Raw genomic sequence first — 24,777 nt, forward strand, 5'->3', positions numbered from 1 at the left:
TAACGTGTTGGCTGACAGCTATAATTGTACTATAAACAGAATAACCTCAAAATACTTCATTCTGGGTAAATATAGGATAGGAGGCAGGAAAGGAGAATGCAGGAAGTGAAGAAGAACGTTAAGATTTTATTGTTTTTCTTTGGGTTTGCGGCTGTGATGGTGCTGCTGTTCGGATGGGGGCTGCCGGTAGTTTTTCAATTATTCCTACATAACGATTACATAAGAAGTCTGACTTTGCTGGTTGTGTTCATTATGGTGGTGTTAGTCAAAAGGTTGAATTGGTCCACTTATTTGGTCTTTGCCGTCGCCCTCTTCTCGTTCTTGGGCATGATGATCGACACGGCCGGGAACCCCATAACCAACAAGCCGCTGGAATGGATCATCTCTCCTATAGGTCAATTGCAGCTGGACCAGGATGTCAATAATTATGCGCCAGGCCAGTACGTCATTTCGGAGAACCTCTCCATTCTGAAGCCAGGCGGGGAGATGGTTACGCTAAGTACAGTATGGTTATACCTGTACCGGTGCGCTCAGTATCTGGTGCTCTACTCGATTGTAGGCACCTTGCTTGCAGTGATCCGGGGGAGTAAGCCAGAGCGCTGGCCGGTGCCTGCTGCGACCGTAGACGAGACGTTGACACCGGATATGGAGCAGCGGGTAGCTGCGGAACTGAAGCGCCGGGAGGCAGCAAGCACTACGCTGAGGGTCTTGCCCGAAGAGGTCCAGGAGCATGTCCGGCAGTTAAAAAAGGACGGCAAGCTCATTCTTGCCATCAAGCTCGTCCGTCAGCATACGGATATGCCCCTTGGCGAAGCCAAGCGGTATGTGGAAGAAATGTAGAGGATATTTTTCAGCCCGTTCTGTCCAATCGACAGAGCGGGCTTTTTTGCGCGCATTTTCGTCTTTTTAAATTATACAAGGACTTAAAGCGCACTTATTGACGATATGACTGATATTTATTTGTCGAATTTGTTAACTTTAGCGCGAAAAATGTCGATAAACCATTATGGAAAACTAATGCTTGCTAATGCCGGGCATGTGCAGAGTGTGTGCAGCATGTTCAGAGGTTTACGGAAGCGTTATCAATATTATGGAAATGTTCATTCGACAAGGAGGAAAGCGATGTTTAAGAAAATGGGCAAAATCGGGCTGGCTGTGGTATTGGTGATCGGACTGCTGCCCATGATGTCACTCCGTGCTTATGCGGCGGTACCGTCATTTAATGAAGCGGCTGATTTTGTAATTGAGCCTCCGGTTACGTATTCGGCGGGCAAGAATCTGGCAGATGCGAAGGGTCTACAGGATGGAAGTACGGCGGTTCTGCTGAATTCATTCGTCTATCAGGGGAATTCTTACACAGCCTCTAATTTCTTAAGGGTCTTTAACAGCACAGGAACGCTTATAACGGACGTTAACCTGGGCAGCCTGATGGACACCTATTACAAAATGACGTATGTGAGCATGCTTGCGCTCAATAACGGCAATCTGCTGATTATGTACAGTAAAAGCGACTCCAGCGAATACAACCTGCAACTGGGCACAGTTACTGAGAGTACGCCGAATGCCTATTTCATGGTGCTGGATAAGAACGGCCAGAAGGTGACCGGCCAGACCCGGCTGAACACCTTCAGTGCGGCCAGTCTGCCGCAGCTCACGCGCTTTATCTCTGCGGCGGAGCTGTCTAACGGCGATATCGCTTTTTCCTGGCAACGAAATGATAATAAAAGCACGGTTACCCGTGTCTTCACTGCTGCGGGCGTACCAGTGTCAAGCGAAACCCTGCTGGTAGATGCTAATGCGAGCATGTCCTACGTAGCCGCTGGTGATGGCGTGTATATGGCTGCGTATAATTCAGGACCCTCGAATGATAATATCTATCTGCAGTTATTCAATAACAACGGAACCTCCATAACCACCATTAATATTGGGGCGAGAACGAATGAGAAACAGCTGTATCTGTCTACGCTGAGCAACGGGAATTTCATGTTCAGTCAATACAGCTGGCAAACCGGAATCACCAGTGTCTCCTTATATGACAATGCGGGTGTAAGCCAAGGCGGATTCAACGTAAATGGTTCGCTGGGCGAGGCAGCTGCCGCAGTCTACAAGAAAGGCGCGATGCCGGGATTCGTAACGGTTAGTACGGACCCTTTGTCCAATAAAGCCATCGATGATGCCTACAATTACGGTACAGAATGGTCTGGAACCCAGTACGCTTACTTGAATTACTATGACAATGACGGGACCCTGCTGTATACAACGGATCAGCCGGTGGATTCCGCACCTGCTGTATTCCAGGGATACAATGAAGACACCTGGATGTTCAATGTGGAATATTATCCGAAGTTTGCCGTATATCCGGCCTTCGGCGACAAGATCGTTTTCATCACAACAGATAATACAGACGCCAGTCATTTCAGAGTAACCGGCAAGCTGTTTAACAGGGAGGCCTTAACTCCGGTTGTGCTGCAATCGGCTGTAGCGGACGGTGTGCCAGGAACCACAACTTCAACGAAGATTGATCTGACCTTCGATGCTGCGATTGCCGGACTGACGGCAGATGATATCACGATTACAGATGTTACAGGCTCTGCGGTAAAAGGGTCCTTAAGCGGGTCGGGAACCGCTTGGAGCCTAGCGCTTACTTCAGTCACCGGCGAGGGCGATGTGTCCGTGGCTGTGAATTCGCCAAGCGGATACACGGTTAGCGGTTCGCCGCAGACGGCAACTGTATCGCTGTTCAAGCCAGCGCTGGAGCCGACTCCGGCAGCGGTGATCGATTATGAAGCCGAGCAGCTGAGCGGTCTGACGGCGAATGGTACGTATACCGTGAACGGTACAGCGGTAACGGCGAGCGCAGCTGGTACGCTTGCGCTGGAGCAAAGCTGGCTGGGAGAGTCCCTGAGTATTGTGAAGCAGGGGAATGCTTCGACAACCGTAGATAGTGCAGCGCAAATGCTGAGCATTCCCTCCCGTCCAGCGGCACCTACAGGTGTGACGGCAACGGATGAACTGGCGATAGAGGCGAACAACGGTAAGCTTGAGAATGTAACTTCAGCGATGGAGTACAAGCTAAGTACCGGGGGAGTATGGACAGATGTGACCGGTACAGCAGTGACGGGACTGGCTCCGGGGACGTACGAGGTCCGTGTGAAGTTGACGGCGGCGTCTTTTGTATCGGAAGCGCATAGTGTAACGGTGAATGCTTATGTGCCATTAGCAGATCCAACCCCGGAAGCGGTGATCGATTATGGAACCGAGCAACTGAGCGGTCTGACGGCGAATGGCACGTATACCGTGAACGGTACGGCGGTAACGGCGAGTGCGGCTGGCACGCTGGTGCTGGAGCAGAGCTGGCTGGGAGAGTCCCTGAGTATTGTGAAGCAGGGGAATGCTTCGACAACGGTAGATAGTGCGGCGCAGATGCTGAGCATTCCATCCCGTCCGGCGACACCAACAGGTGTGACGGCAACGGATGAAATGGGAATAGAGGTGAACAACGGTACACTTGAGAATGTAAATTCAGCGATGGAGTACAAGCTAAGTACCGGGGGAGTATGGACTGATGTGACCGGTACAACGGTGACGGGGCTTGCTCCGGGTACGTACGAGGTCCGTGTGAAATGGACGGCGTCGTCTTTTGCCTCGGAAGCGTATAGTGTTACGGTGAATGCGTATGTGCCAATGGTAGAGACAATCCCGGCAGCGGTGATTGACTATGAAGCCGAGCAGCTAAGCGGTCTGCTGGCGAATGGTCTCTATACGGTGAATGGCACGTTATCGATATACGCGGATGCGGCGGGCAAGCTGGCACTGGATAGCTCTTGGCTGGGAACCACTCTGAGCCTTGTGAAGCAGGGAAATGCGTCCACGACCATTGACAGTGCGGCGCAGACCGTGAGCATTCCTGTTCGTCCGGCAGCACCTGCTGGAGTTACGGCAACGGATGAGACGGCGATTAACGCGAAGAACGGTACGCTTACGAATGTGACTCCGGCCATGGAGTACAAGCAAGGTGCCGCAGGCGTGTGGACGGATGTGACGGGAACAACAGTGACGGGGCTGGCTCCGGGTACGTACTACGTCCAGACCAAGGCGACTTTGAAGGCTTTTGCCTCGGTAGCACACATCGTGAATGTGGTAGCGTATGTAGCGATACCGGAAGCCACTCCAACAGCGGTCATTGACTACGAAGCTGAGCAGCTGAGCGGTCTGACTGCGAACGGTACGTATACACTGAATGGTTCGTTGACCGTAACAGCAGATGCAGACGGCAAGCTGGCGCTGGATAGCTCTTGGCTGGGCAGCTCCCTGAGCCTAGTGAAGCAGGGGAATGCATCGACAACCATAGATAGTGTGGCGCAGAACTTGACTATTCCTGCCCGTCCGGCAGCGCCTGCCGGAGTTGCGGCAACGGATGAGAAGGCGATTAACGCGAAGAACGGTACGCTCACGAATGTGACTACAGCCATGGAGTATAAAAAAGGTTCAGCAGGCGCATGGACAGATGTCACAGGCACTAGCGTAAGCGGGTTGGTCCCGGATACGTACTCTATCCGTACGAAGGGTACGGTGACAGCTTTTGCCTCGGAAGCACAAGTTGTAACGGTGAATGCCTACGTACCCACACTGGAAGCCACTCCAACAGCGGTCATTGACTACGAGGCTGAGCAGCTGAGCGGTCTGACTGCGAACGGTACGTATACACTGAATGGTTCGTTGACCGTAACAGCAGATGCAGACGGCAAGCTGGCACTGGATAACGGCTGGATGGGCAGCCCCCTGAGCCTAGTGAAGCAGGGGAATGCATCCACAACCATAGATAGTGCGGCGCAGAGCTTGACTATTCCTGCCCGTCCGGCAGCACCTGCGGATGTAGCTTCAACAGACGAAACGGCGATTCAAGCGAAGGATGGCACGCTCACGAATGTGACAACAGCCATGGAATACAGAAAAGGTACAGCAGGCGCATGGACAGATGTTACAGGCACCACCGTCACAGGCCTTGCACCAGGCGTCTATGAAGTCCGCACGAAGGCGACAGCAACGGCGTTCAGCTCAGCTGCGGTGGAAGTGACAGTGACCTCCTTTGCATCTGAGGCGGAAGTGACGCCTGCGGCGGTGATTGATTACACCGCTGAGCGATTGACAGGTCTGATTCCAGAAGGGGTATACACCTTAAATGGTACGGCTGTAACGGCCGCCACAGATGGAACGCTACTGCTAGACAGCAGCTGGCTGGGAACCACCCTGATTATCGTGAAGACGGGCGACGGGGTGACTACCACCGATAGTGATGCGCAAATGTTGAGTGTTCCCGCGCGTCAGGCCGCTCCAGTCGGAGTGAGTGTCACGGATGTGACCTATAACGGAGCCAATGACGGAACACTGCAGAATCTGACCGTCCAGATGGAATACCAGATTGTGGACACTGAGGCTTGGACAGAAGTTACAGACACTTCGCTTACCGGTCTTGCACCGGGCACGTATTATGTGCGGTTGAAGGCTACGTCAACGGACTTTGCTTCTGCTATTGCTCAGGTGACCGTGCATGACTCAGATGCCGTGATCCCAGCGGCTCCAGAAGTGGTAGCGGATGATCTGAACAATACGATTATGGGCCTGAACACTAGCATGGAATTCTCCTTGAATGAAGGACCCTTTGTACGTTATGACGGAACCAACTTGCCGGACCTGAGCGGCGAGCATACGGTGAAGGTACGGGTGGCGGCCAGCGGATCGGTTCCGGCGGGACCGGCAACTACGCTGACTTTTACAACGAATGTCTTGATCCCTGCCGGGGACTTGGGTGTGAGTGCCAGTGATCCGGGTGGTGCAGAGAGTAACGGCTATACACAAATCAAGGTTACCCCTGCACCGGCTGAAGGACATAAGCTGCTGTATAAGAACTTTGGTTCTGGCAGCATCATCGTGCCGAATGTGGGAGACCTTCTGACCGGATACACGCTTGTAGGCAGTGAAGGGCTGATTCCGGCAGCCAATGGGGATACGATTGGCATTGCTGAGGTAGATGCGGAAGGCATGGTGGTAAAATACGGCAGCGTCATTGCAGTAGTTGCGCTGACTACTCCGGTAACGCCAACTCCCGATCCGGTCAGCCCGGGCAGCGGAAGTAACCCGAACAGCGGGACCCCTTCCGGGAATGCGGCCAGTACGGTTACCGATGTGATTGTCCTTGTGAACGGCAAGGAGGAGAACGCGGGCAAAGCAACGACCACGATCTCCGGTAACCTTAGAACGACGACCATCGCGGTAGATCCGGCCAGATTGCAGGCGAAGCTGGATGCCGAGGGGAACGGCGCTGTAGTAACTATCCCGATGATGCTGGATTCGAATGTGATTGTCGGCGAATTGAGCGGCCAGATGATCAAGAATATGGAGAATGTGGCGGCCACCCTGGTGCTTCAGACCAGCAAGGGAAGCTATACGTTGCCTGCATCCGAGATTAACATCGGCGCATTGGCCGCAAGATTAGGTAACGGGGTTAAGCTGGAGGATATTACGCTGAGGATTACCATTGGAGATGCTTCGGCTGCCATGAATCAGGTGGTTACCGCTGCGGCAGTCAGAGGCGGCCTGACTCTTGCAGCGCCAGTCCTGGATTTCACAGTTACCGCTTCTTCCGGGAACTCGACAGTAGAGTTGAACAGGTTCAATGCTTATGTATCGCGGACAGTAGCGCTTCCGCAGGGGGTTAACCCGAACCGGCTTACAACTGGTATCGTTGTCGATCCGGATGGAACGGTGCGTCATGTACCGACCAGAATCATCCAGAAGGATGGTAAATACTACGCAGAGATCAACAGTCTGACGAACAGCACCTATTCTGTGGTCTGGCATCCGCTGACATTCGCGGATGTGGAGAAGCATTGGGCGAAGAATGCTGTGAATGACATGGGCTCCCGTCTGGTCATTAACGGGGTGAACGAATTCACGTTCAACCCGAACGCCGACATCACCCGTGCAGAGTTCGCAGCAATCATCGTACGCGGTCTGGGCCTGAAGCTTGGAGAGGGAGCTGCGAAATTCGCAGATGTTCCGGCGAATAGCTGGTATGCAGCAGCAGTTGGGACAGCGTCCGGGGCGGGGCTGATTACCGGCTTCGAGGATGGAAGCTTCCGGCCCGGAGACCGGATCACACGCGAGCAGGCCATGAACATCATCGCTAAGGCGATGAAGCTGACCGGTCTCGCAGAACAGACCGGCACAGTGGACACCGCTGGTGTGCTTGCAGCCTTCACAGATGCAGGCCGCGTTGGCGCCTGGGCGAAGGACAGTCTGGCGCTCGCAGCATCCGCCGGCTTAATCACCGGCCGCAGCGGCAATAAGCTGGAGGCCAAAGCCAACGTTACCCGCGCAGAAGTGGCGGTGCTGATCCAGCGTCTGCTCCAGAAGTCGAAGCTGATTGATTAACGGTATAAACTATACTATGTAAACTAGAAAAAGCGGATTCAGTCATTGAGCTGAATCCGCTTTTTTGCAATATAAGGATTTATATGTTTTACGCTATGAACTGTCCTTCTACTTCTCGCTGAAACGGTATCGACCTTTAAAAGGACGGCAAATACGTTTCCACTTGGCGATTGAATTTTGGCATTAGGCATGTAGCCAATTATAGGAAATCTCGAGCTGGGAGGGGCGGGGTGCTGCGCGGAAGCAGTTGGATTTTATACACTTGCTGTAGAGCGGACGAGTCCTGAAGGGACAGTAGTTGGATAAATGTTACTTATTGAATCACAATTCAGCGGAATTGGCACAATCACTAGAATTAGTTGCTGTTTTTCCACCTGTTTGCGTACAATCGCCAGAAAGCGATAAATTAAGATACGTTTGTCCACTTGCTGATTACCCGGGCGATTGGAAGCCTTGTATTTGCTATATGAGGTCTGGTTCTTGCTATAATTGGCTATAACAGAATTTTCAGGAGAGGGGCATGGCGGTATGTTCATTGTTAATGTAGAAGCAGCAATCTGTAAGGAAGATAAGTGGCTTGTGATTACCCGAAGTACCAAAGAAGAGCATGCAGGAGGGACTCTGGCTCTTGTAGGGGGAAAAGTGGATATTGAGGGCAATACGCTCGAAATCCTCGAACGGACGGTGAAGCGCGAATGCGATGAGGAGGTTGGCATCGTGATCAAGGATGCGGTTACTTTTGTGTATAGCTCCTCCTTCGTGACAGAGGACGGACGCAATGTCATCAATATGGTGTTCCTATGTGAATACGAGAGTGGTACAGCAACCACCCGGAGTCCTGATGAAGTCGAAGCCGTACATTGGATGACCCACGATGAAATCATGGATCACCCCCTGGCTACTCCCTGGACTAAAGAAAGTATAAGAAGAGTAGCACTGGCAAGAAAATAACATTTAGGCTGCGGCAGACCATTAGAGCTTTAATTCTTCCTCACCGTCAGTCTTCCATAGGTTTATTCGTCCGCAGGGAGTAGGACGAGCGTAAACCAAGCTCCTTCATGAACTTGCCTACGGTCCGTTCGCTGATAATGTAGCCTTCTTCTCTTAAGAGAAGGGTGATTCTGGGACTGCCGAATTGGCCATGGTTAGCTTCGAAAAGTTCGGTGATCCGCGTCAGCAGCAGGGCCTTGCGCTTCGCCTGGTTGCTGACCTCGGCGTTTCTCCATTTGTAGAATCCGCTTCGTGAGACTTCAAGCACCTTGCACATCTTCTCTACAGGGAACTCGGAGCGGTGGTCTTCGATGAACTGGAACCGCAGGGACTTGGACAGCGGGTGCTCAGGCAGACTCTTTTGCAGGCGGGTAAGCTCCTCTTCATTTGCTGACACCGGCTCTGTCGAATCCTGCCTTTGATCTGTGTTTTTCATGGGAAAGACCTCCTAGTTACGTTCAGTATAGGGCTCACACCCACCCCGTGAACTCCAGAATACTTGCTTTCGCCGATTGCGCCTCCGACTGCGCACCCTTGCGCCATTCCTTGGGCGGGACGCCCATCAGCTTGGAGAAGCAGCGGTTGAAGCTGGAGATGGAGTGGAAGCCGACCTTCTCCGAGATCTCCAGAATTGAATCCTCGGTGCTCTTAAGCTGCTTGCAGGCTTCCTCAATCCGGGTGCTGCTCAGGAAATCCAGGGGGGCGGTGCCCATCGTATCATGGAATTTGCGGCGGAAATGGGTGGTGCTCAAGTGGCACAGCCCGGCCAGGTCATCGATGGTCATCGGCGCCATATAGTTGCGGGTAATATACTCCAGCGCGGGGGCGATAGCGAAGTCACCGAGGAGCGAATGCCCGGCCTCCTGGCCGCTCAAGGCTTCGTTCGTAGAATGAATGCGGAGCAGCTCAATGTACAGGGACAGCAATAAGCCGTATGCACTCTCCTGATAGTAAGGCTTCTGCTGCTGTAATTCGAGGACGATGGAGGTAGCCAGCGTATAGACGAGGAGGTGCTTTTCCCTGCTCAGAATACAGTTCGCACCCTGCACTGCCCAGAGATTCGGCTCGAAGCCAGCGTAGGCACTCTTGAAGGAATGCTGGAACAGATCCTCCGGCGAGAAAAACAGATAGGACCACAGACTGGCCTCACCCGGAGAACTGTACGTCGTATGGGGCAGATACCGCGGCAGGAAGGTCACATCCCCGGCGGCAAAAGGCACGTTCTCGCCCTTAATCTCCATAATCCCGCTATCTGAATAGCAGATCCCGATCTCCAGGTGGTTGTGGAAATGCAGGTGCTCGCTCTTGATGTCAGAGATCCTCCAGCGTTCGCCGCTGAGCAGCAGGACAGGGAAATGGATCGGCACGCTGTAGTGGCGGTACTCAATGACGGGTTTCTTTTTTCTGGGCATCTTCAGCAGCTCCTGTCCTTCTTGCGTTAGAATAGGAATGAAGAATAAAGGGTCGAAATTGCGCAGTTTTGATGTGAATGTGCTTAGATGTAGAACATTTTACTGCTTACAATAGATTCTGTAAAGCGCTTCCAAGCGGATGGACGGATAATAGCTGCCTTCAGAGACGCAGGGAACAGGAGAGGGGAATAAACATGCTTCAAGTTAAATATAACCGGGAAGAAATCTTAAGTGTAATCGATAAAGTGGCAAGGAAGACACTGGCGATGGATTTAACATGGGAGTGGCCTTGCGGCGTTGCCTATTATGGGGTGTCCAGAGCCTACCAGACCACGGGGAACCAGGAGTATCTGAACCAGCTGGTGAAGTGGGTAGATGAATATATTGAGCTGGGGCTGCCAGACTGGACGGTCAACACCTGTGCCATGGGCCATATGCTAATCACGTTGTACGAAGAGACCGGGGACCAGAAGTACTGGGATATTGTCATGAGTAAAATCGGCTATATCCGGGGGAGCGCGCTGCGGTTCGGGGATCAGGTGCTGCAGCATACGGTCTCAGTGTCCAATGACTTCCCGGAGCAGGCTTGGGCGGATACGCTGTTCATGGCGGCGTTCTTCCTGCTGCGTGTGGGCAGCAAGCTGGAGGATCAGGAGCTGATCCAGGACGCGCTTAACCAGTATTACTGGCACATCAAATATTTACAGGACCCCAGCACCGGCCTCTGGTTCCACGGCTATAACCATGTGAAGCAGGACCATATGTCCGGGCTGTACTGGGGCCGGGCAAACGCCTGGGGAGCCTATACGATGTCGCAGGTGAAGCCGCTGCTTAAGGAGTGGTACCTGTACCCGCAGTGTATGGATGTGGAGTGCTCGCTCCGGGATCAGCTGGCGGCGTTGAAGCTGGTACAGACGGAGGACGGCCTGTGGCGTACGCTGCTGGACGATGAGGAGTCCTATGAAGAGGTGTCGGCATCCTGCGGGATCGCTGCGGCCATGGTGAATAACGGCAATCCGCTGCATACCAAATATGTGCAAAAGGCCCTGAAGGGCATTCTGGAGAACATCACTGAAGACGGACGTGTACTGAATGTATCGGGCGGTACGGCCGTCATGAAGGACCGTGAAGGGTACCGCCATATTCCCAAGGACTGGACTCAGGGCTGGGGCCAGGGCCTCGCGCTTGCGTTCCTGTCGGATCTGCTGAAATAGGAGGAATTCCCGTTGCCGAAATTATCTACAGGCTCCACAGGAGCTTTTACCCTGCCGGGGGAAGCCGGTTATGAAGCACTGACGCTGAAGCTTGCCGAACGCTGGGGGGCCGATGTCATTCGTGACAGTGACGGTACGCAGTTGTCAGAAGAGATTATTAATGCCGGTTACGGCATCTATTCGACCCTGTGCATCATCCGCGACCATAACGGCTGGGCGGCGAGGAACCCGGACAAGCTGCAGCAGACCTTCCTGATTACGAGTCCGAAGGTGGCTGTGCAGGATTACATATCCATCTATCTGCTGGAGGATTTCTTCGCAGAGCAATTCAGGGTGAATGATTCCCGTGAGGCATTCAAGTACTGGCAGGTGTACGACCGGACAACCGGGAAGGAGGTGCCGGGGGAACAGTGGAATTACGACCGGGAGTCCGGCAATGTGGTGTTAACCGGCATTACGCCTTGGCATAAATATACCGTCAGCTTCATGGCCTACCGGATCTGGGAAGAGATCTCCATGTACAATCACACGACGAATCACTGGGACAAAGAGCATCTGATGCAGATCGATCCGATGTATAAGGGGACCCGGCAGTACCTGCTGGACTGGATGGAGGACTGGTGCCGGGAGCATCAGGCAACGACAGTGGTCCGGTTCACCTCCCTGTTCTATAATTTTGCCTGGATCTGGGGCAGCAGCGGGCAGAACCGCCATCTGTTCTCGGACTGGGGGTCCTACGACTTCACGGTGAGTGCGCGGGGCCTGGATCTGTTCGCGGAGCAATACGGCTATTCGCTGAGCGCAGAGGATTTCGTGAACGGCGGCAAATACCGTGTCAGTCATATTCCGGCGGAGCAGCGTAAGCTCGACTATATGGCTTTTATCAACGATTTCGTCATCGGGTTCGGCAAGCAGTTAATTGACATTGTCCATAAGCACGGCAAGCTGGCCTATGTGTTCTACGATGACAGCTGGGTGGGCGCTGAGCCCTACAATGACCGCTTCGGGGAGTTCGGCTTCGACGGGATGATCAAATGCGTGTTCTCGGGTTATGAAGCCAGGCTCTGCTCAGGGGTGAAGGTGGAGACGCATGAGATCCGGCTGCATCCGTATCTGTTCCCGGTTGGCCTGGGCGGCGCACCTACCTTCATGGAAGGGGGCAATCCCACACTCGATGCGAAGCAATACTGGATTAACATCCGGCGCGCCCTCCTGCGTGAGCCGGTCGACCGGATTGGCCTGGGCGGCTATCTGCATCTAGTCGAGCCTTACCCGGATTTCTGTGCGTACATGGAGAAGATTGCGGATGAATTCAGGGAGATCAAGGAGCTGCACCGGCAGGGGCAGCCTTATCACATCAAGACTAAGGTAGCTGTTCTGCACTCGTGGGGCAAGCTGCGGTCATGGACCCTGTCGGGCCACTTCCATGAGACGTATATGCATGACCTGATTCATATTAATGAGGCCTTGTCCGGCTTGCCGGTGGAGGTGCGCTTCATCGACTTCGGGGATGTCCGCCAGGGGGCTTTGCAGGGTGTGGATGTGGTGATCAATGCAGGCAGCGCCGGTTCAGCATGGAGCGGTGGGGACCACTGGAAGGACAACCAGGTAGTGGACGCCTTGACGGAATGGGTATATAAGGGCGGTGCGCTCATTGGAGTGAATCAGCCTTCCGCCGTGAACGGCTACGATCATTACTTCCGGATGGCGCATGTTCTCGGGGTGGATGAGGACACCGGCGCCAGGGTAGCGCATGGTAAATGGGCTTATGAGGCTCAGCCGGTGCAGGGTCTGGTGCCGGATGGCGTCAGTCTCACGCCGAAGAACGGGGTCTATCTGACGGACGGGGCTGCTGCGGTGATCCATGAAGCAGAGGGCAAGCTGGCCCTGACTGTGAATAGCTTCGGGAGAGGGAAGGGCATCTATCTGCCATCCTTTGCCTTCAGCTGGGAGAATACCCGCCTGCTGCTGAATCTGATCCGCTATGCCGGCAATGAGCTGGAGGAGACCCGCTATCTCCCGGATAATCTCTACACCGAGTGCGCGTATTATCCGCAGAGCAAGCGCCTGGTTGTGATCAACAATAGCGGCCAGCCGCAGCAGACCACCATCGAGACGGACTATGGTCCGCAGGTTGTGGAGCTGGAAGCTTTTGATACGGTGATTCGGGTGATTGGGGAATAGCAGGCGGGGGCCGGCGTGGAGATAATATGATACTATAGAGGTACATTTATTTTCCCGTAGGGGTAGAAAAGAGCGTATCATGAGAATCATCATTTCACCTGCCAAAAAGATGAAGACGGACACGGATTTCCTGGAATCCCGCCAGGCTCCGCAGTTCTTAAACGAGTCACAGACGCTCCTGGCCCTGCTTCGTAAGCTCAGTTACGCAGAAGCCAAGGCGCTGTGGAAATGCAATGACGCTATTGCTGCGCTGAATATGCAGCGGATTGAAGAGATGGATCTAACCCGGAATCTGACCCCGGCGATCTTCGCCTATGAGGGCATCCAGTACCAATACATGGCGCCGGGGATTTTTCAGACGGAGGAGCTGGACTATCTGCAGCAGCATTTGCGGATACTGTCCGGGTTCTATGGCATCGTCCGGCCGTTCGACGGGGTGGTCCCTTACAGGCTGGAAATGCAGGCCAAGCTGGGCGGGCCAGGCTTCAGTACCCTCTATGAGTTCTGGAACAGAAGATTAGCGGACCAGTTGTTCGCAGAGACTGACACGATTGTGAATCTGGCCTCCAAGGAATACAGCAAATGCATCTCTCCGTACTTGGGCAGCCATGTCCGGATGGTTAGCGTTGTATTCGGGCAGGAGATCGGCGGCAAGGTGGTGGAGCGGGCGACGCTGGTCAAGATGGCCAGGGGTGAGATGGTCCGGTTCATGGCGGAGCAGCAGATTACCAGCGTCGAGGAGATTCAGGGCTTCAACGGGTTTGACTTCCGGTATGAAGCGGCCTTGTCGGACGAGAACACGTATGTGTTCGTCCAGGCGAAGCAAGACAAAGAGTAGACTGATAGAGTGAGCAGTATAGAGGGTAATCCTGAAGATGGTGGAAGCACCGGATTCGGGGTTACCCTTTTGTTTGAAATATAAGAATTTATACGTTTCACTCAATAACTTATCCTTATATTTCTCGCTGAAACGTTACCGTCCTTCAAAAGGACGGCAAAGCCGTTTCCACTTGTTGCGGGCGGAAGCTCGCTTTTTGTAAAATAAGGAATAACTCAGAACAGATTCAGGAGGAGGACTTATGATTAGGAGACGAGGCCCACTTACTAAAGAGCGCTTACTGGGGGAGCTGGATGCACTGGGGTATTCCGATAGAATCAAAGCAATCACAGGACTAGGCCGCGATCACCTGGGGTCCCCGGAATATTCACAGTTACTTACCGCCCTACTTGAGGGCGGGGCTTATGAAGCGCGTCTGGCCCTGATGGGGGCGATCGCCACGCTGGATGCTTCTGTGATTCTGGCGGGGCTGAAGCACCCCATGGCCAGCATCCGGAATATGGCGGCAGGGCTGGCAGCCAAAATAGCCTCGGCGGAGGAAATCGAACGCGAACTTCCGCAGCTGTCACAGGACTGCCGCCGCAAGCTGCTGCGCACGGTAGCCCTGATGAACCGCCAGGAGCTGGCGGAACGGCTATTGCCAGTGGTACAGGCCCGGTGGGGCCCGGAAGAGGCGGCGATTGTGCTGCAGGCCTGCTCAGAGGTAACCGTCCGCGCCCGGATTGTTGAGCTGGGGTACGCCATTAAGGATTGGAAAAAGCTGGCCGGCCGCCACCTGGAGGTGGTCGCGGAGTATTTCACCAGAGAGCTGGAAGCAGCTCCGCTTAGGGCCAAGGGGACGGTCTGGTCACGGTTCTCCTCCGCGCTGGAGCATCTATGCAATCACAAGCCTGACCTGGTGCTGGCTTATGCGGTGAACCATGGACCGGCAGACATGCTGCCGCCTGCGCTTAAGGCGAATCTCGGCACACTGATGCGCCTGAGACCAGGCGCGGTTTATGAGCTGCTGATGCGGACGCAGACGCGTGGTGAGCTTATGACTTACGGTGTGCCTGAAGCTGTGCTCAAGCGGGCGAAGCTCCTCTCCATGGACGAGTGGTCGCAGCTTGCCAAGCTGCTGGCGGACCAGCCGCACCATGTGGCGCGGCTGCTGGAGCATCTTGCGCCATCTAAGCGCCAGGAGATTTTCGATGCTGTGTATGAGGAGGAGAAGCGCGGGGAGTGGATTTTCCCGGAGGGGCTGCTATATGTATTGCCGCATGAGCTGCGTGACCGGGAGGCCGCCCGGATACTGGGCCTGCGTGAGATCAAGGAAAACCGGGAGTGGACCCTGCGCATTACTGCTGCCCGCTCCATTCTTCAGGTCCGTGAGCAGCTTGAGCAGGCCACCCGGGTATCGAATGCAGATGAACGCGCTACGGCGCTGATGCAGCTAATCCGCAGCACGGTTCTTGCAAGGCAGGGAATGGATGTCACACTGCTGACCTTAGGCCGCATCCGTAATGATCAGGACCCTGTGCGGAGCGCGGTGTTCAAGGAGCTGTCAGAGAGTCCGGCGTCTGTGTACGAGGCTGCTCATGTCCCTGCGCTTACTGTGCTGGTGGACAGTGTGATTGATGCCAGAGACACCTCCTACGGTACTAGGTACTCTGTGCAGCAATTGGCCTTCTCGATTCTGCGCCATCAGGCGGCAGAGCCGGGCGGGGAGCTGTTCAAGTTCGCGCTGAACACGCTCCAGAAGCTGGCGAAGCAGGACGGGCAGATCTCTTTGCCGTCCCTTGCGAAGAATATGCCGCGGGGCGTGGAAGAGATCATCTTTGACAGTATCTATTCCTACGCCGCACAGGCGGGGAAGCGTGAGAATTACAACCTGGTGCTGAGCCTGGCAACTTCATTTGGTAAAAGAGGCTATGGCATCGTCAAGCTACAGCAGCTCTTACGGGAAGCCACCCGGGCCAAAACCGAGGGAACCGCGATCCGGGCAACCCGGCTCTGGCTGGAGGCGCTGCAGACGCGGGATGAACGGGTGAAGGAGCTGCTGGATGCAGATCCATCGTATATTACCATCCACGAGGTATTCTTGCATCTGCATCTGAAGCGTCAGGAATGGCTGGACCCTTACCTGTCGGGCGCTGCGATCAAGGGCAAGTTCCTCTCAGGCAAAACGGTGTATCCTGTACCGGCTTCGGACGGATTCTACCGCTGGCTGCCGCGCCAGCAGGAGGCGTATGGTGCCCTGTTAAGCACAATCGCTTTAGGTCCCAAGTACAGCCTATTTGAGCGTTCGCGAGCGATTAGAGTCATGGCGAGTATGCCGGATAGGAACCCGAAGCTGCTGTATGAGCTGGTACAGGACAAAGAGGTGGCGGTAGCGGAGGCAGCGCTTCATGCCTTGTCTCTGCTGGAGGAGCCGGAGAAATCCCTGCCTGTGCTGCTGGAGCATCTGGATGGTGATCGGGCCCGTGTAGCGATGTACTCCATCCCAAGGTGCATCCGCCGGGTCAGTCCGCAGCAGCTGTCTCAGGCTCTGAAGGCGCTGCTGAGCCGGGAGAAGCTGAAGATCACCGTCCGCAAGGAAGCCATCCGCCTGCTTGGTGCTTATAGAAGTGAGGACAGTCTTTCGCTGCTGTTGAATGAATTCGCGAAGCCTGCTGTGCATAAGGATGTGGTGATTGCTGTAGGGCATGCTGCCAGAGGGCTGCTGGACGATGAACGGAGCTGGGAGGTGCTGCGCGCCATCGCGGCTTCTCCAGAGCGTGATATCGCAGTGAGCTTGTTGTCCCGACAGCCCGATGCACTTCCGCTTGCCTACAGACCGCGCTATCTGGACTTAATCATAGCCATTGCCGATCACCCGGATGTATCCGTCAGCAGCCAGGCTTATAGTTCCATGAAGTGGTGGACAAGCGGTTATGAAGGTACCGTTGCGGCGGCTGCGGCTCAGGCGGTTGCGGGTCTGAAGGACAGCTCCAGCTGGGAGTTCGCGATGATGACACTGATTGAAGCCGCCCGGGATGGCAAAGTGAATGCGGTTGTGGCCGGGATCTGCCGGCAGCTGGCGTCAACGCCCATGACACAGGAATGGAATGCAGCGGCAGACAGAGATCTGCCCCACCGGCAACGCTTGCAGGTGCTCATCAACCAGCTTACAGGTCTGCCCAAGAGTACAAGGGTGCAGCTTAGCCCCTTGTATCTGGAGATGATCGATATTCTGGCTGCCGATGAGACTCTGCTGGGCCTGATTCTGAAATTATATATTGCCGTGATTGATTGGAGTAACGTTGAGGAAGCGTCCGTGTATGTGAAGCGGATCGCGCAGGAGGTAACCCGTCAGCCGCAGCTCTTGAGCGAGTTGTACCGCGGGCTTGCCGTCAGCCTGGAGAACAGCGCCGGATACTGGACACCGGAGACACTGCTTGAGATTGTGGATGTGCTGCGGGCAGAGCCGTCTTATGAAGCTCCGTATCTCGGACTGTCCTTGCTGGAAGCAGCGGGAAGCGCGCTGCGCTGGAGCCCGGAAACGTCAGAGCGTCTGCGGGAGTACAGGAATTGCAGCCATGCGGCAGTCCGCACACAGGCGCTGAATATTTGGACGGCGGGGGAATCCCGGCTGTTCATGCTATAACCGCATATGCAGGATGGGCCAAGGCTTGCCTTGCTCATCCTGTTCGGAGCGGGCGTAGACACGGAAGCCTAAATGTTCGTAGAATCCGGTAGCATTAAGAATAAATAAGAATCGAGATGTCCCAAAAGATTAATGACGAGACTTCTAATTCTTGATACAATAAAACCACTTACGTGAAATTATTCACAATTAAAGCGGCTAATGATTGCTATAACGGGTGTGATTGCATATTATATGTATAAAATTATAAAGTACATTTGTAAAAGTGAGGGGGATTCGAATGGCGACACATCGCTTGAACAGTATGGAAGTTAAAAAGATGAACCGGAACGCCATTTACCGGTACCTGTATCACCGTGAATCCACTTCCATTCAGGAGATTGCGCAGGCGCTAGGTCTAAGTCTTCCCACCGTGACACAGAATCTCAAGGAGCTGCAGGAACGCGGGCTGATTGAGGAGACCGGGCTGTATGAATCCACCGGAGGCCGTAAGGCCAAGTCGTTGGCCTGCAACAGGGTGGCGGGTTATGCTGTCGGATTGGATGTTACCCTGAATCATGTGGGAATTGTCGTCATTGACTTGAGCGGCAGGATCATTAAGAATGTCAGGAATCATTATCCATTTGCGAATGAGGAGACTTACTTCCGGGGAGTAGGCAAGCTGGTGGAGGATTTCATAGAGGCTTGTCAGCTGGACCGCAGCCAGATTCTCGGTGTAGGCATTGCGCTGCCCGCGATTCTATCCGGGGACCGCCAGACAGTGAGCTATGCTACAGTCATAGATTTCAAGGGAGGCAGTGTCCGGCGGTTCGCCGAATACATCCCTTATCCCTGCGTCCTGAGCAATGATGCGAATGCGGCGGGACTCACTGAACTGTGGGGAGAGCAGGACATACACAATGTGGTCTATCTGTCCCTTAACAATAGCGTGGGCGGTGCCATTATAGTAGGTAATCAGATCTATGCAGGCCAGAACCACCGCAGCGGGGAGTTCGGGCATATGACAATTCTGCCTGGAGGCCGGACCTGCTACTGCGGGCAGAAGGGCTGCGTCGATGCCTACTGCTCCGCGAGAATCCTCTCGGACAGCACCGGGGGCAGTATTGTGGAATTCTTCAGGCTCTTGGGAGAAGGCCAGAAGGAGCAGCAGGCCATCTGGCAGGAGTATGTGGGCTATCTGGTCATTACAGTGAATAACCTGCGGATGCTGTACGATTGCGATGTGATTCTCGGCGGCTATGCCGGGGCTTACATGGAGGAATACATCGATGATCTTCAGGCGTTAGCAGCGAGTAAGAACACCTTCGAACAGGACGGCTCCTACCTGCGGGTCTGTAAATATAAGCTTGAAGCCACCGCTGTGGGCGCTGCTCTGGAGCTGGTGACGGAGTTTATCGACAGCATCTAGATCCGGGTTGATTTTATCCAAATACAATATCTGCTTTCCCCGCTCCTCCAGAAGAGGGACGTTGCTGCAATCGCGGCACTGTCCTTCTCTGGGGGAGTTTTTGTTGACTTCACTTTAAATCTGATTATAATCTTATTTAAATAGTTTTATAAAAGTATATTATTATACTAAGAGTACCTAATGTCCCTGAGGAGGAGAAACAGATGAAGAACAGAGCTTGTTATATGACAGATCTGAAGCAAATGGCAATGAAGGAAATCGGCATGCCTGTAGCCCAAGCGGGCGAGGTCATTGTGAAGCTGGAGGTTGTCGGCATCTGCGGCTCGGATGTGCATTACCTGGAGTATGGCCGGATCGGCGACTTCGTGGTAGACGGGGATTTCATTCTCGGGCATGAGTGTGCTGGGGAAGTGGTGGAGCTGGGCCCTGGCGTGAAGCATCTGAAGGTGGGGGACCGGGTGGCCCTGGAGCCTGGTGTGACCTGCGGACAATGTGAGTTCTGCAAGAGCGGCAAGTATAATTTGTGTCCGGATGTACAGTTCCTGGCTACGCCGCCGTATCATGGCTGTCTGATGGATTATATGGCTTTTCCGGAGAACATGGCCTTCAAGCTGCCGGATAATGTGTCTTCGAAGGAGGGGGCGCTGGTGGAACCGCTGGCGGTGGGACTCCATGCTGCGGCACAGGGCGGCGTTAAGCTGGGGGACCGTGTGGTGATTCTGGGAGCGGGCTGCATCGGGCTGGTCACTTTGCTGGCCAGCAAGGCATACGGGGCTACGGAGATTGTAGTGGTGGACATCATTGAGAAGCGGTTGGAGGCGGCGCTGAGGCTAGGGGCTACGCGGGTGATTAACGCCAGACAGGAGGATGTACTGGAGGTCATTGCGGCCTGGACCGACGGCGCGGGCGTGGATAAGGTCATCGAGACGGCAGGCAGCGAGCATACGGTGAAGCAGACCCCTTATCTGGTCAAAAGAGGCGGAACCATCGTCCTCGTCGGCCTCGCCGCCAAGGATATCATCGACTTCGACTTCATGCAGATTATGTTCAAGGAAGCCGACATCAAGTCGGTCTTCCGGTACCGCAACCTCTATCCGGCGGCCATCGGAGCCATCGCGGACGGCAAGATTGACGTCAAGGGCATCGTCACCCACGAATTTGGCTTCGAGGAGACGCAGCAAGCGTTCGATTACGTGATCAACAATAAGGAGGATGTGGTTAAGGCGGTCATTAAGATGGGCTAGAGGAAAGATAGATAATGGGTGAAGATCAACGGTGAATAGATTACCCTATGGATGAATAGTGACAGGTGAGTATAGCTGAACAGTCAGAGCTGTCCCGTTCCGGGGCGGCTTTTTGGCGTTGGGCGGATATGAAGGCGGGACGAGGTGGAAGAAAGGGACCCATCCCTTTGGTGGGCCGGAGGATGAACTGAAAGGCCCACTCTCAGGTTACGAAGAGCATTAGTACACCTGATTTCAGCATAAGTGGGGTGGATGAGCCAATGAAGAGCATTAGTGCACCTGATTTTGGAAAAAGTAGGCCGGATGAGCCAATGAAGGGCATTAGTACACCTGATTTCGGCAAAAGTGGGCTGAATGAGCAAATGAAGAGCATTAGTGCACCTGATTTCAGCAAAAGTAGGCTGAATGAGCCAATGTTAGTCCGCCGCTGCCGAAATTTCCCGAATTTCCGCCACTTGCTTCCCGCGAGAGCAAAGATCCCGTCGATTAGACCCAATAACTTCATAATATCAATAAAAATTGGGGGTTAATCTTTAGTTTGCAGAGAGAAATGTAAACGCTTACTAGATATAATCATCTCGAAAGGAGGACAAGTAAATATATGGGATAACCATCAGGATAAGTTATATTCTACGGAGAGAAGCAAGCTGCAAGCAAACACCATTATAATCGGGAGGTATTAATTTACAATGAAAAAGAAACTTCTGACGGTATTAATGACAGCGGCACTGAGCTTCAGTGCGTTCGCAGCGACTGCAGGCGCAACAGATTATTGGCAGAACTGGACTGATGGCGGAGGAACCGTGAATGCGGTGAACGGAAGTGGCGGGAATTACAGTGTGAACTGGTACAATACCGGGAACTTTGTTGTAGGTAAAGGCTGGACCTATGGTTCCCCGAACCGGGTGGTGAATTATAACGCGGGAGTCTTCTCGCCTTCCGGCAACGGCTACCTGACCTTATACGGATGGACCCGGAATGCCCTTATTGAATATTACGTGGTAGACAACTGGGGAACTTACAGACCTACCGGCCAGTTCAAAGGCACTGTGAACAGTGACGGGGGTACCTACGATATCTACACCACAATGCGTTACGATGCTCCTTCGATTGACGGGAATGCCACATTCCCGCAGTACTGGAGTGTAAGACAATCCAAAAGACCGATCGGCAGCAATGTTCAGATCACGTTCAACAACCACGTGAATGCCTGGAAGAGCAAAGGCATGAATCTGGGAAGCAGCTGGTCTTACCAGGTACTGGCTACCGAAGGATACCAGAGCAGCGGCTCCTCCAACGTAACCGTGTGGTAATGGACAAGCTGACCGGCACTTGCTGTTCCGGCAGCGCCGTAAGCTCAGCTAATCGTTGACAGGCTAAGGCCGGCCGGGTGGACAAGCTGCCGGCCTTATCATTTTCGCGCACCGAACTACGCTTAGGTCCTGTACCTTGCCCATCTGCTCAAAGGAGAGGTATTCATGAGAAAACCATTAATGATTCTGATTCTGTGCATGGCAATCGCGGTTATAGCCAGTGCCTGCTCGCAGGAGAAGCCTGCCGCTGATGAGCGTTTAGTGCGGGTGGAAGGCGGTACTTTTAAGGATACGAAATCCAATTATTACGGGACAGAGATGACCCTCCCGGACTTCTACATCGGAAAATATGAGGTCACCCAGCAAGAATGGCTGGAAGTGATGAAGAATAACCCCTCGCAGTTCAAAGGAGATAAGCTGCCGGTAGAGAGCGTAACCTGGTATGATGCCGTGGAGTACTGCAATGAGCGGAGTGTGAAGGAAGGCCTGGCCCCCTATTATAATATAGACAAGAACACGGTCGATCCGAATAATACAAGTGACCGGGATTTCATGAAATGGACTGTAACGGTGAATGAAGGGGCGGACGGTTACCGTCTGCCGACAGAAGCCGAGTGGGAATATGCAGCAGGCGGAGGCCAGATGAGCACAAGCAGCCCGTATAGCGGAAGCAGCAATCCGGAGGAGGTTGCCTGGTACTGGAGGAATTCCGGCGATCAATTCCTGACCGGAGACTGGAACTGGCCTGCGATTGAGAACAACCATAGCCAGCCGAGGAATACGGGCCTCAAGCAGCCCAATGAGCTGGGACTGTACGATATGTCAGGGAATGTAAGGGAATGGTGCTGGAACTGGTATGGAGAATCTGATCCGAATAGCAAGAGCGGCTCGGTCCGGCTGGTGAAGGGCGGCGGCTGGATCGGCGGGGTGAACAACACAGAGGTATCCTTCCGCGGCAAATTCGAGCCGAGCAGCCGGGGAAATGACCAGGGTTTTCGTGTGGTTCGGGCTGTAGCTGGCAAGTGATTCACCCGTACGTATTCAACAGGAACAGAATAGTTTAAGCAGCAAGCCTTCGGGAAGCTTTTCCGGCATGAGCGCATCTATGGATGCGGCGGCTGGAGAGGACACGGAGGCTTTTTTATGCTCAGGCAGCATCCTTTCAACTTACATTCAGATTCACTATGTATACTCCGTATATGGATTAAGGCACATGCGAAAGACTCGCCGGACGCTGCCGATCAGGAGGGTATCATGGTACAAAGAATCCAGCAAATCGTAACGTTCATCCTTGCCTTGTTCATTGGGCTGTTCATCGCTTCATCCTTCTTGTTCCGGGCGAAATATAATTATTCCGTGTATGGTGACCGGGCGGTGCTGGAAGGGCAGCAGCCGCTTGTGTTCCTGCTATGGATTGCAGTTGTTCTGGGACTGGGCTTCGTACTGTACAGACTCTCCCAGAAGCTTGAAGGGTATAGCCGGGCCAAAGTTATTCCAGCCGTTCTGCTGTTGTCGGGTATCCTGCAGCTCGTGATTATTTTCCTGTTCACCCGCATGCCTACAGATGATTCACAGACGGTGCTGTCCCTGGCCTGGGCTATGCTCTATGACAAGGACTATTCCTCCTTTCAGTCAGGGGGATACCTGTACATGTTCCCTTTTAACTTCTCCATCGTGCTGTATCTGAAGACGCTGCTGCTTCTGTTCCCAGACAATTACCTGGTGATCAAAAGCTTCAATATTCTCTTCTCGCTCGTCACCACGCTGGTTATCTATCTGCTCTGCCAAGAGCTTAGCCCTCAAGCCCGCAAAAAAAACTATGGCCTTCTGATTGTGGCTGCGACCTATGTTCCGGCTTTGTTCATGAGCAACTTCATCTATAATGATGGAATTGCCACAGCTCTGCTCACCAGCGCGCTCTACTTCGGAGTCAGGTTCATCCGCAGAAGATCCATGAAGGATATGCTGTTCGCGGCAGTACTGCTGACACTCGGCAACTACTTCCGCAGTATAGGTATGATCTTCCTGATTGCCATTGTTCTCAGTCTGCTCCTCAACCTGCGGGCGATTGGCGCGAAGAAGTTCATTGCCGCCCTTGGAGTAACGCTGCTGCTGTGGGTTCTTCCTGCCTGGATTCAGAATACGGCGCTTCAGGCAACAGGCATTGTGGACGAATCGCCGTCCAGCAATTCTGCTCCAGTGTACATGTGGCTGAATATGGGGATTAATCTGGAGACGCTCGGGTTCTGGGATGACCGGGAGAGCTATAATATCTACCAACAGGAAGCCGGCTATAATAAGGCGGAGAGTGTCGAACTGTTCAAGGCGTCTATCTGCAGCAAGCTCTCCGGTGCGACCTTAACCGGGCTTGCAGAAATGTATTATAAAAAGCTGATCTGGACCTGGACGGAAGGGACGTATCAGATGGAACGCTACGGGATCGGAAATGAAGCAGCCTCCTCCGGCGGAGGAAGGGGCGGCATGGTGATGGGCCATTACAGCTATTCCACAGCTGCAAGCAGGTTGTTTCAAGGCGATTCCGCCTATCGGAGTGGCTTGCTGTGGACCTTATATGTCCAGAATTTCCTGATGTACGTCTTCATTCTGATCCGGTTAATCCGGGGACTGCGGGCTAAGCGCTTCGCGGAGACCCCGCTCCTTCTGGTGATTCTTGGCTTCATCGGGTTCTACCTGCTCTGGGAGATTAAGTCCCGGTATCTGTACCCTGTGTATCCGCTGTTGCTTGTCTTATCCTACTTGGGTGTTCAAGACTTATATGTATTACTGACCGGGACAAGGAGGTCTAATCATGCGGACTAAGAAATATTACATCACCTTAATGATTAGTATGCTTAGCTGTTCGCTGCTGCTCACTTCCTGCGAAGCAGTCACGGCTCAGAATATTACCAGTGCAGACTTCAATTCCCGGCCCGGCGGGTTCCCCGGCATGAACGGCGGCGGCACCAACTTCAAGGAGGGCAGCAGGGGAATGAACCGGGAAGGCCCTGTCAGAAGGGGGATGCCAGGGCCAGACGGGAGGGCAGACAGCACGCAATGATTGCGAAGCAGTGGACGCTAAGCTGCTGTACCCCTTTGGCATACTGCCACTCTGGCA

15 protein-coding genes are annotated in these 24,777 nt (G+C 53.8%); 13 read left to right on the top strand and 2 right to left on the bottom strand.

What is annotated here, in order from left to right:
• Positions 1–105: 105 nt before the first annotated feature.
• The 3 genes from MKY12_RS02325 to MKY12_RS02335 all read left to right on the top strand — a co-directional run bounded on the left by MKY12_RS02325 (position 106) and on the right by MKY12_RS02335 (position 8,385).
• Positions 106–840, top strand: a complete 735-nt coding sequence (locus MKY12_RS02325; RefSeq protein WP_339253595.1) for a hypothetical protein — start codon at positions 106–108, stop codon at positions 838–840.
• Positions 841–1,122: 282 nt separating this feature from the next.
• On the top strand, positions 1,123–7,434 hold the full coding sequence (locus MKY12_RS02330) for an S-layer homology domain-containing protein (RefSeq protein WP_339312777.1): 6,312 nt from the start codon (positions 1,123–1,125) through the stop codon (positions 7,432–7,434).
• 528 nt (positions 7,435–7,962) lie between these two features.
• Entirely contained in the window at positions 7,963–8,385 is a 423-nt protein-coding gene (locus MKY12_RS02335) for an NUDIX domain-containing protein (RefSeq protein ID WP_339312779.1), read from the top strand.
• A 46-nt stretch (positions 8,386–8,431) separates the two neighbouring features.
• On the opposite strand, the gene MKY12_RS02340 is transcribed toward MKY12_RS02335, so the two are convergent.
• Both MKY12_RS02340 and MKY12_RS02345 read right to left on the bottom strand, forming a co-directional pair.
• A complete protein-coding gene (locus MKY12_RS02340) occupies positions 8,432–8,860 on the bottom strand; it encodes an IS3 family transposase (RefSeq protein ID WP_209875309.1) in 429 nt (142 codons plus the stop codon).
• Positions 8,861–8,894: 34 nt separating this feature from the next.
• Positions 8,895–9,836 carry an AraC family transcriptional regulator gene (locus MKY12_RS02345; protein WP_339312781.1) on the bottom strand — a complete coding sequence of 314 codons (942 nt, stop codon included), beginning with the start codon at positions 9,834–9,836 and terminating at the stop codon, positions 8,895–8,897.
• Positions 9,837–10,030: 194 nt separating this feature from the next.
• Here MKY12_RS02345 and MKY12_RS02350 point away from each other — a divergent pair, with 194 nt between their 5' ends.
• From MKY12_RS02350 to MKY12_RS02395, 10 genes are all read left to right on the top strand, one after another.
• A complete protein-coding gene (locus tag MKY12_RS02350) occupies positions 10,031–11,050 on the top strand; it encodes a glycoside hydrolase family 88 protein (protein WP_036730724.1) in 1,020 nt (339 codons plus the stop codon).
• A 12-nt stretch (positions 11,051–11,062) separates the two neighbouring features.
• Positions 11,063–13,234, top strand: a complete 2,172-nt coding sequence (gene gnpA, locus MKY12_RS02355; RefSeq protein WP_339312783.1) for a 1,3-beta-galactosyl-N-acetylhexosamine phosphorylase — start codon at positions 11,063–11,065, stop codon at positions 13,232–13,234.
• 79 nt (positions 13,235–13,313) lie between these two features.
• A complete protein-coding gene (gene yaaA, locus MKY12_RS02360; RefSeq protein ID WP_339312785.1) occupies positions 13,314–14,072 on the top strand; it encodes a peroxide stress protein YaaA in 759 nt (252 codons plus the stop codon).
• Between the two features lie 241 nt (positions 14,073–14,313).
• Positions 14,314–17,697 carry a HEAT repeat domain-containing protein gene (locus MKY12_RS02365; protein ID WP_339312786.1) on the top strand — a complete coding sequence of 1,128 codons (3,384 nt, stop codon included), beginning with the start codon at positions 14,314–14,316 and terminating at the stop codon, positions 17,695–17,697.
• 280 nt (positions 17,698–17,977) lie between these two features.
• Entirely contained in the window at positions 17,978–19,105 is a 1,128-nt protein-coding gene (locus tag MKY12_RS02370) for an ROK family transcriptional regulator (protein WP_339312787.1), read from the top strand.
• 203 nt (positions 19,106–19,308) lie between these two features.
• Positions 19,309–20,349: an NAD(P)-dependent alcohol dehydrogenase gene (locus tag MKY12_RS02375; protein ID WP_339312788.1), complete on the top strand. Its 1,041-nt coding sequence runs from the start codon at positions 19,309–19,311 to the stop codon at positions 20,347–20,349.
• 689 nt (positions 20,350–21,038) lie between these two features.
• Entirely contained in the window at positions 21,039–21,662 is a 624-nt protein-coding gene (locus tag MKY12_RS02380; protein WP_339253615.1) for a glycoside hydrolase family 11 protein, read from the top strand.
• Positions 21,663–21,827: 165 nt separating this feature from the next.
• Complete coding sequence (locus MKY12_RS02385; RefSeq protein ID WP_339253617.1) at positions 21,828–22,688, top strand: SUMF1/EgtB/PvdO family nonheme iron enzyme; 861 nt, start codon at positions 21,828–21,830, stop codon at positions 22,686–22,688.
• Positions 22,689–22,916: 228 nt separating this feature from the next.
• On the top strand, positions 22,917–24,482 hold the full coding sequence (locus MKY12_RS02390) for a glycosyltransferase family 39 protein (protein WP_339253619.1): 1,566 nt from the start codon (positions 22,917–22,919) through the stop codon (positions 24,480–24,482).
• On the top strand, positions 24,472–24,720 hold the full coding sequence (locus tag MKY12_RS02395; protein WP_339253621.1) for a hypothetical protein: 249 nt from the start codon (positions 24,472–24,474) through the stop codon (positions 24,718–24,720). Before MKY12_RS02390 ends, MKY12_RS02395 begins: the two co-directional genes overlap by 11 nt.
• Positions 24,721–24,777 lie beyond the last annotated feature (57 nt).

It is taken from the genome of Paenibacillus sp. FSL M7-0896 (genome assembly GCF_037975415.1).
GTDB lineage: Bacteria > Bacillota > Bacilli > Paenibacillales > Paenibacillaceae > Paenibacillus_AQ > Paenibacillus_AQ silagei.

Excerpts from the sequence above, each read along its gene's own strand:
- MKY12_RS02330 (WP_339312777.1), top strand. The coding sequence starts at position 1,123 with ATGTTTAAGAAAATGGGCAAAATCGGGCTGGCTGTGGTATTGGTGATC.
- MKY12_RS02335 (WP_339312779.1), top strand. The coding sequence starts at position 7,963 with ATGTTCATTGTTAATGTAGAAGCAGCAATCTGTAAGGAAGATAAGTGG.
- MKY12_RS02340 (WP_209875309.1), bottom strand. The coding sequence starts at position 8,860 with ATGAAAAACACAGATCAAAGGCAGGATTCGACAGAGCCGGTGTCAGCA.
- MKY12_RS02345 (WP_339312781.1), bottom strand. The coding sequence starts at position 9,836 with ATGCCCAGAAAAAAGAAACCCGTCATTGAGTACCGCCACTACAGCGTG.
- MKY12_RS02350 (WP_036730724.1), top strand. The coding sequence starts at position 10,031 with ATGCTTCAAGTTAAATATAACCGGGAAGAAATCTTAAGTGTAATCGAT.
- yaaA (WP_339312785.1), top strand. The coding sequence starts at position 13,314 with ATGAGAATCATCATTTCACCTGCCAAAAAGATGAAGACGGACACGGAT.
- MKY12_RS02365 (WP_339312786.1), top strand. The coding sequence starts at position 14,314 with ATGATTAGGAGACGAGGCCCACTTACTAAAGAGCGCTTACTGGGGGAG.
- MKY12_RS02370 (WP_339312787.1), top strand. The coding sequence starts at position 17,978 with ATGGCGACACATCGCTTGAACAGTATGGAAGTTAAAAAGATGAACCGG.
- MKY12_RS02375 (WP_339312788.1), top strand. The coding sequence starts at position 19,309 with ATGAAGAACAGAGCTTGTTATATGACAGATCTGAAGCAAATGGCAATG.
- MKY12_RS02380 (WP_339253615.1), top strand. The coding sequence starts at position 21,039 with ATGAAAAAGAAACTTCTGACGGTATTAATGACAGCGGCACTGAGCTTC.
- MKY12_RS02385 (WP_339253617.1), top strand. The coding sequence starts at position 21,828 with ATGAGAAAACCATTAATGATTCTGATTCTGTGCATGGCAATCGCGGTT.
- MKY12_RS02390 (WP_339253619.1), top strand. The coding sequence starts at position 22,917 with ATGGTACAAAGAATCCAGCAAATCGTAACGTTCATCCTTGCCTTGTTC.
- MKY12_RS02395 (WP_339253621.1), top strand. The coding sequence starts at position 24,472 with ATGCGGACTAAGAAATATTACATCACCTTAATGATTAGTATGCTTAGC.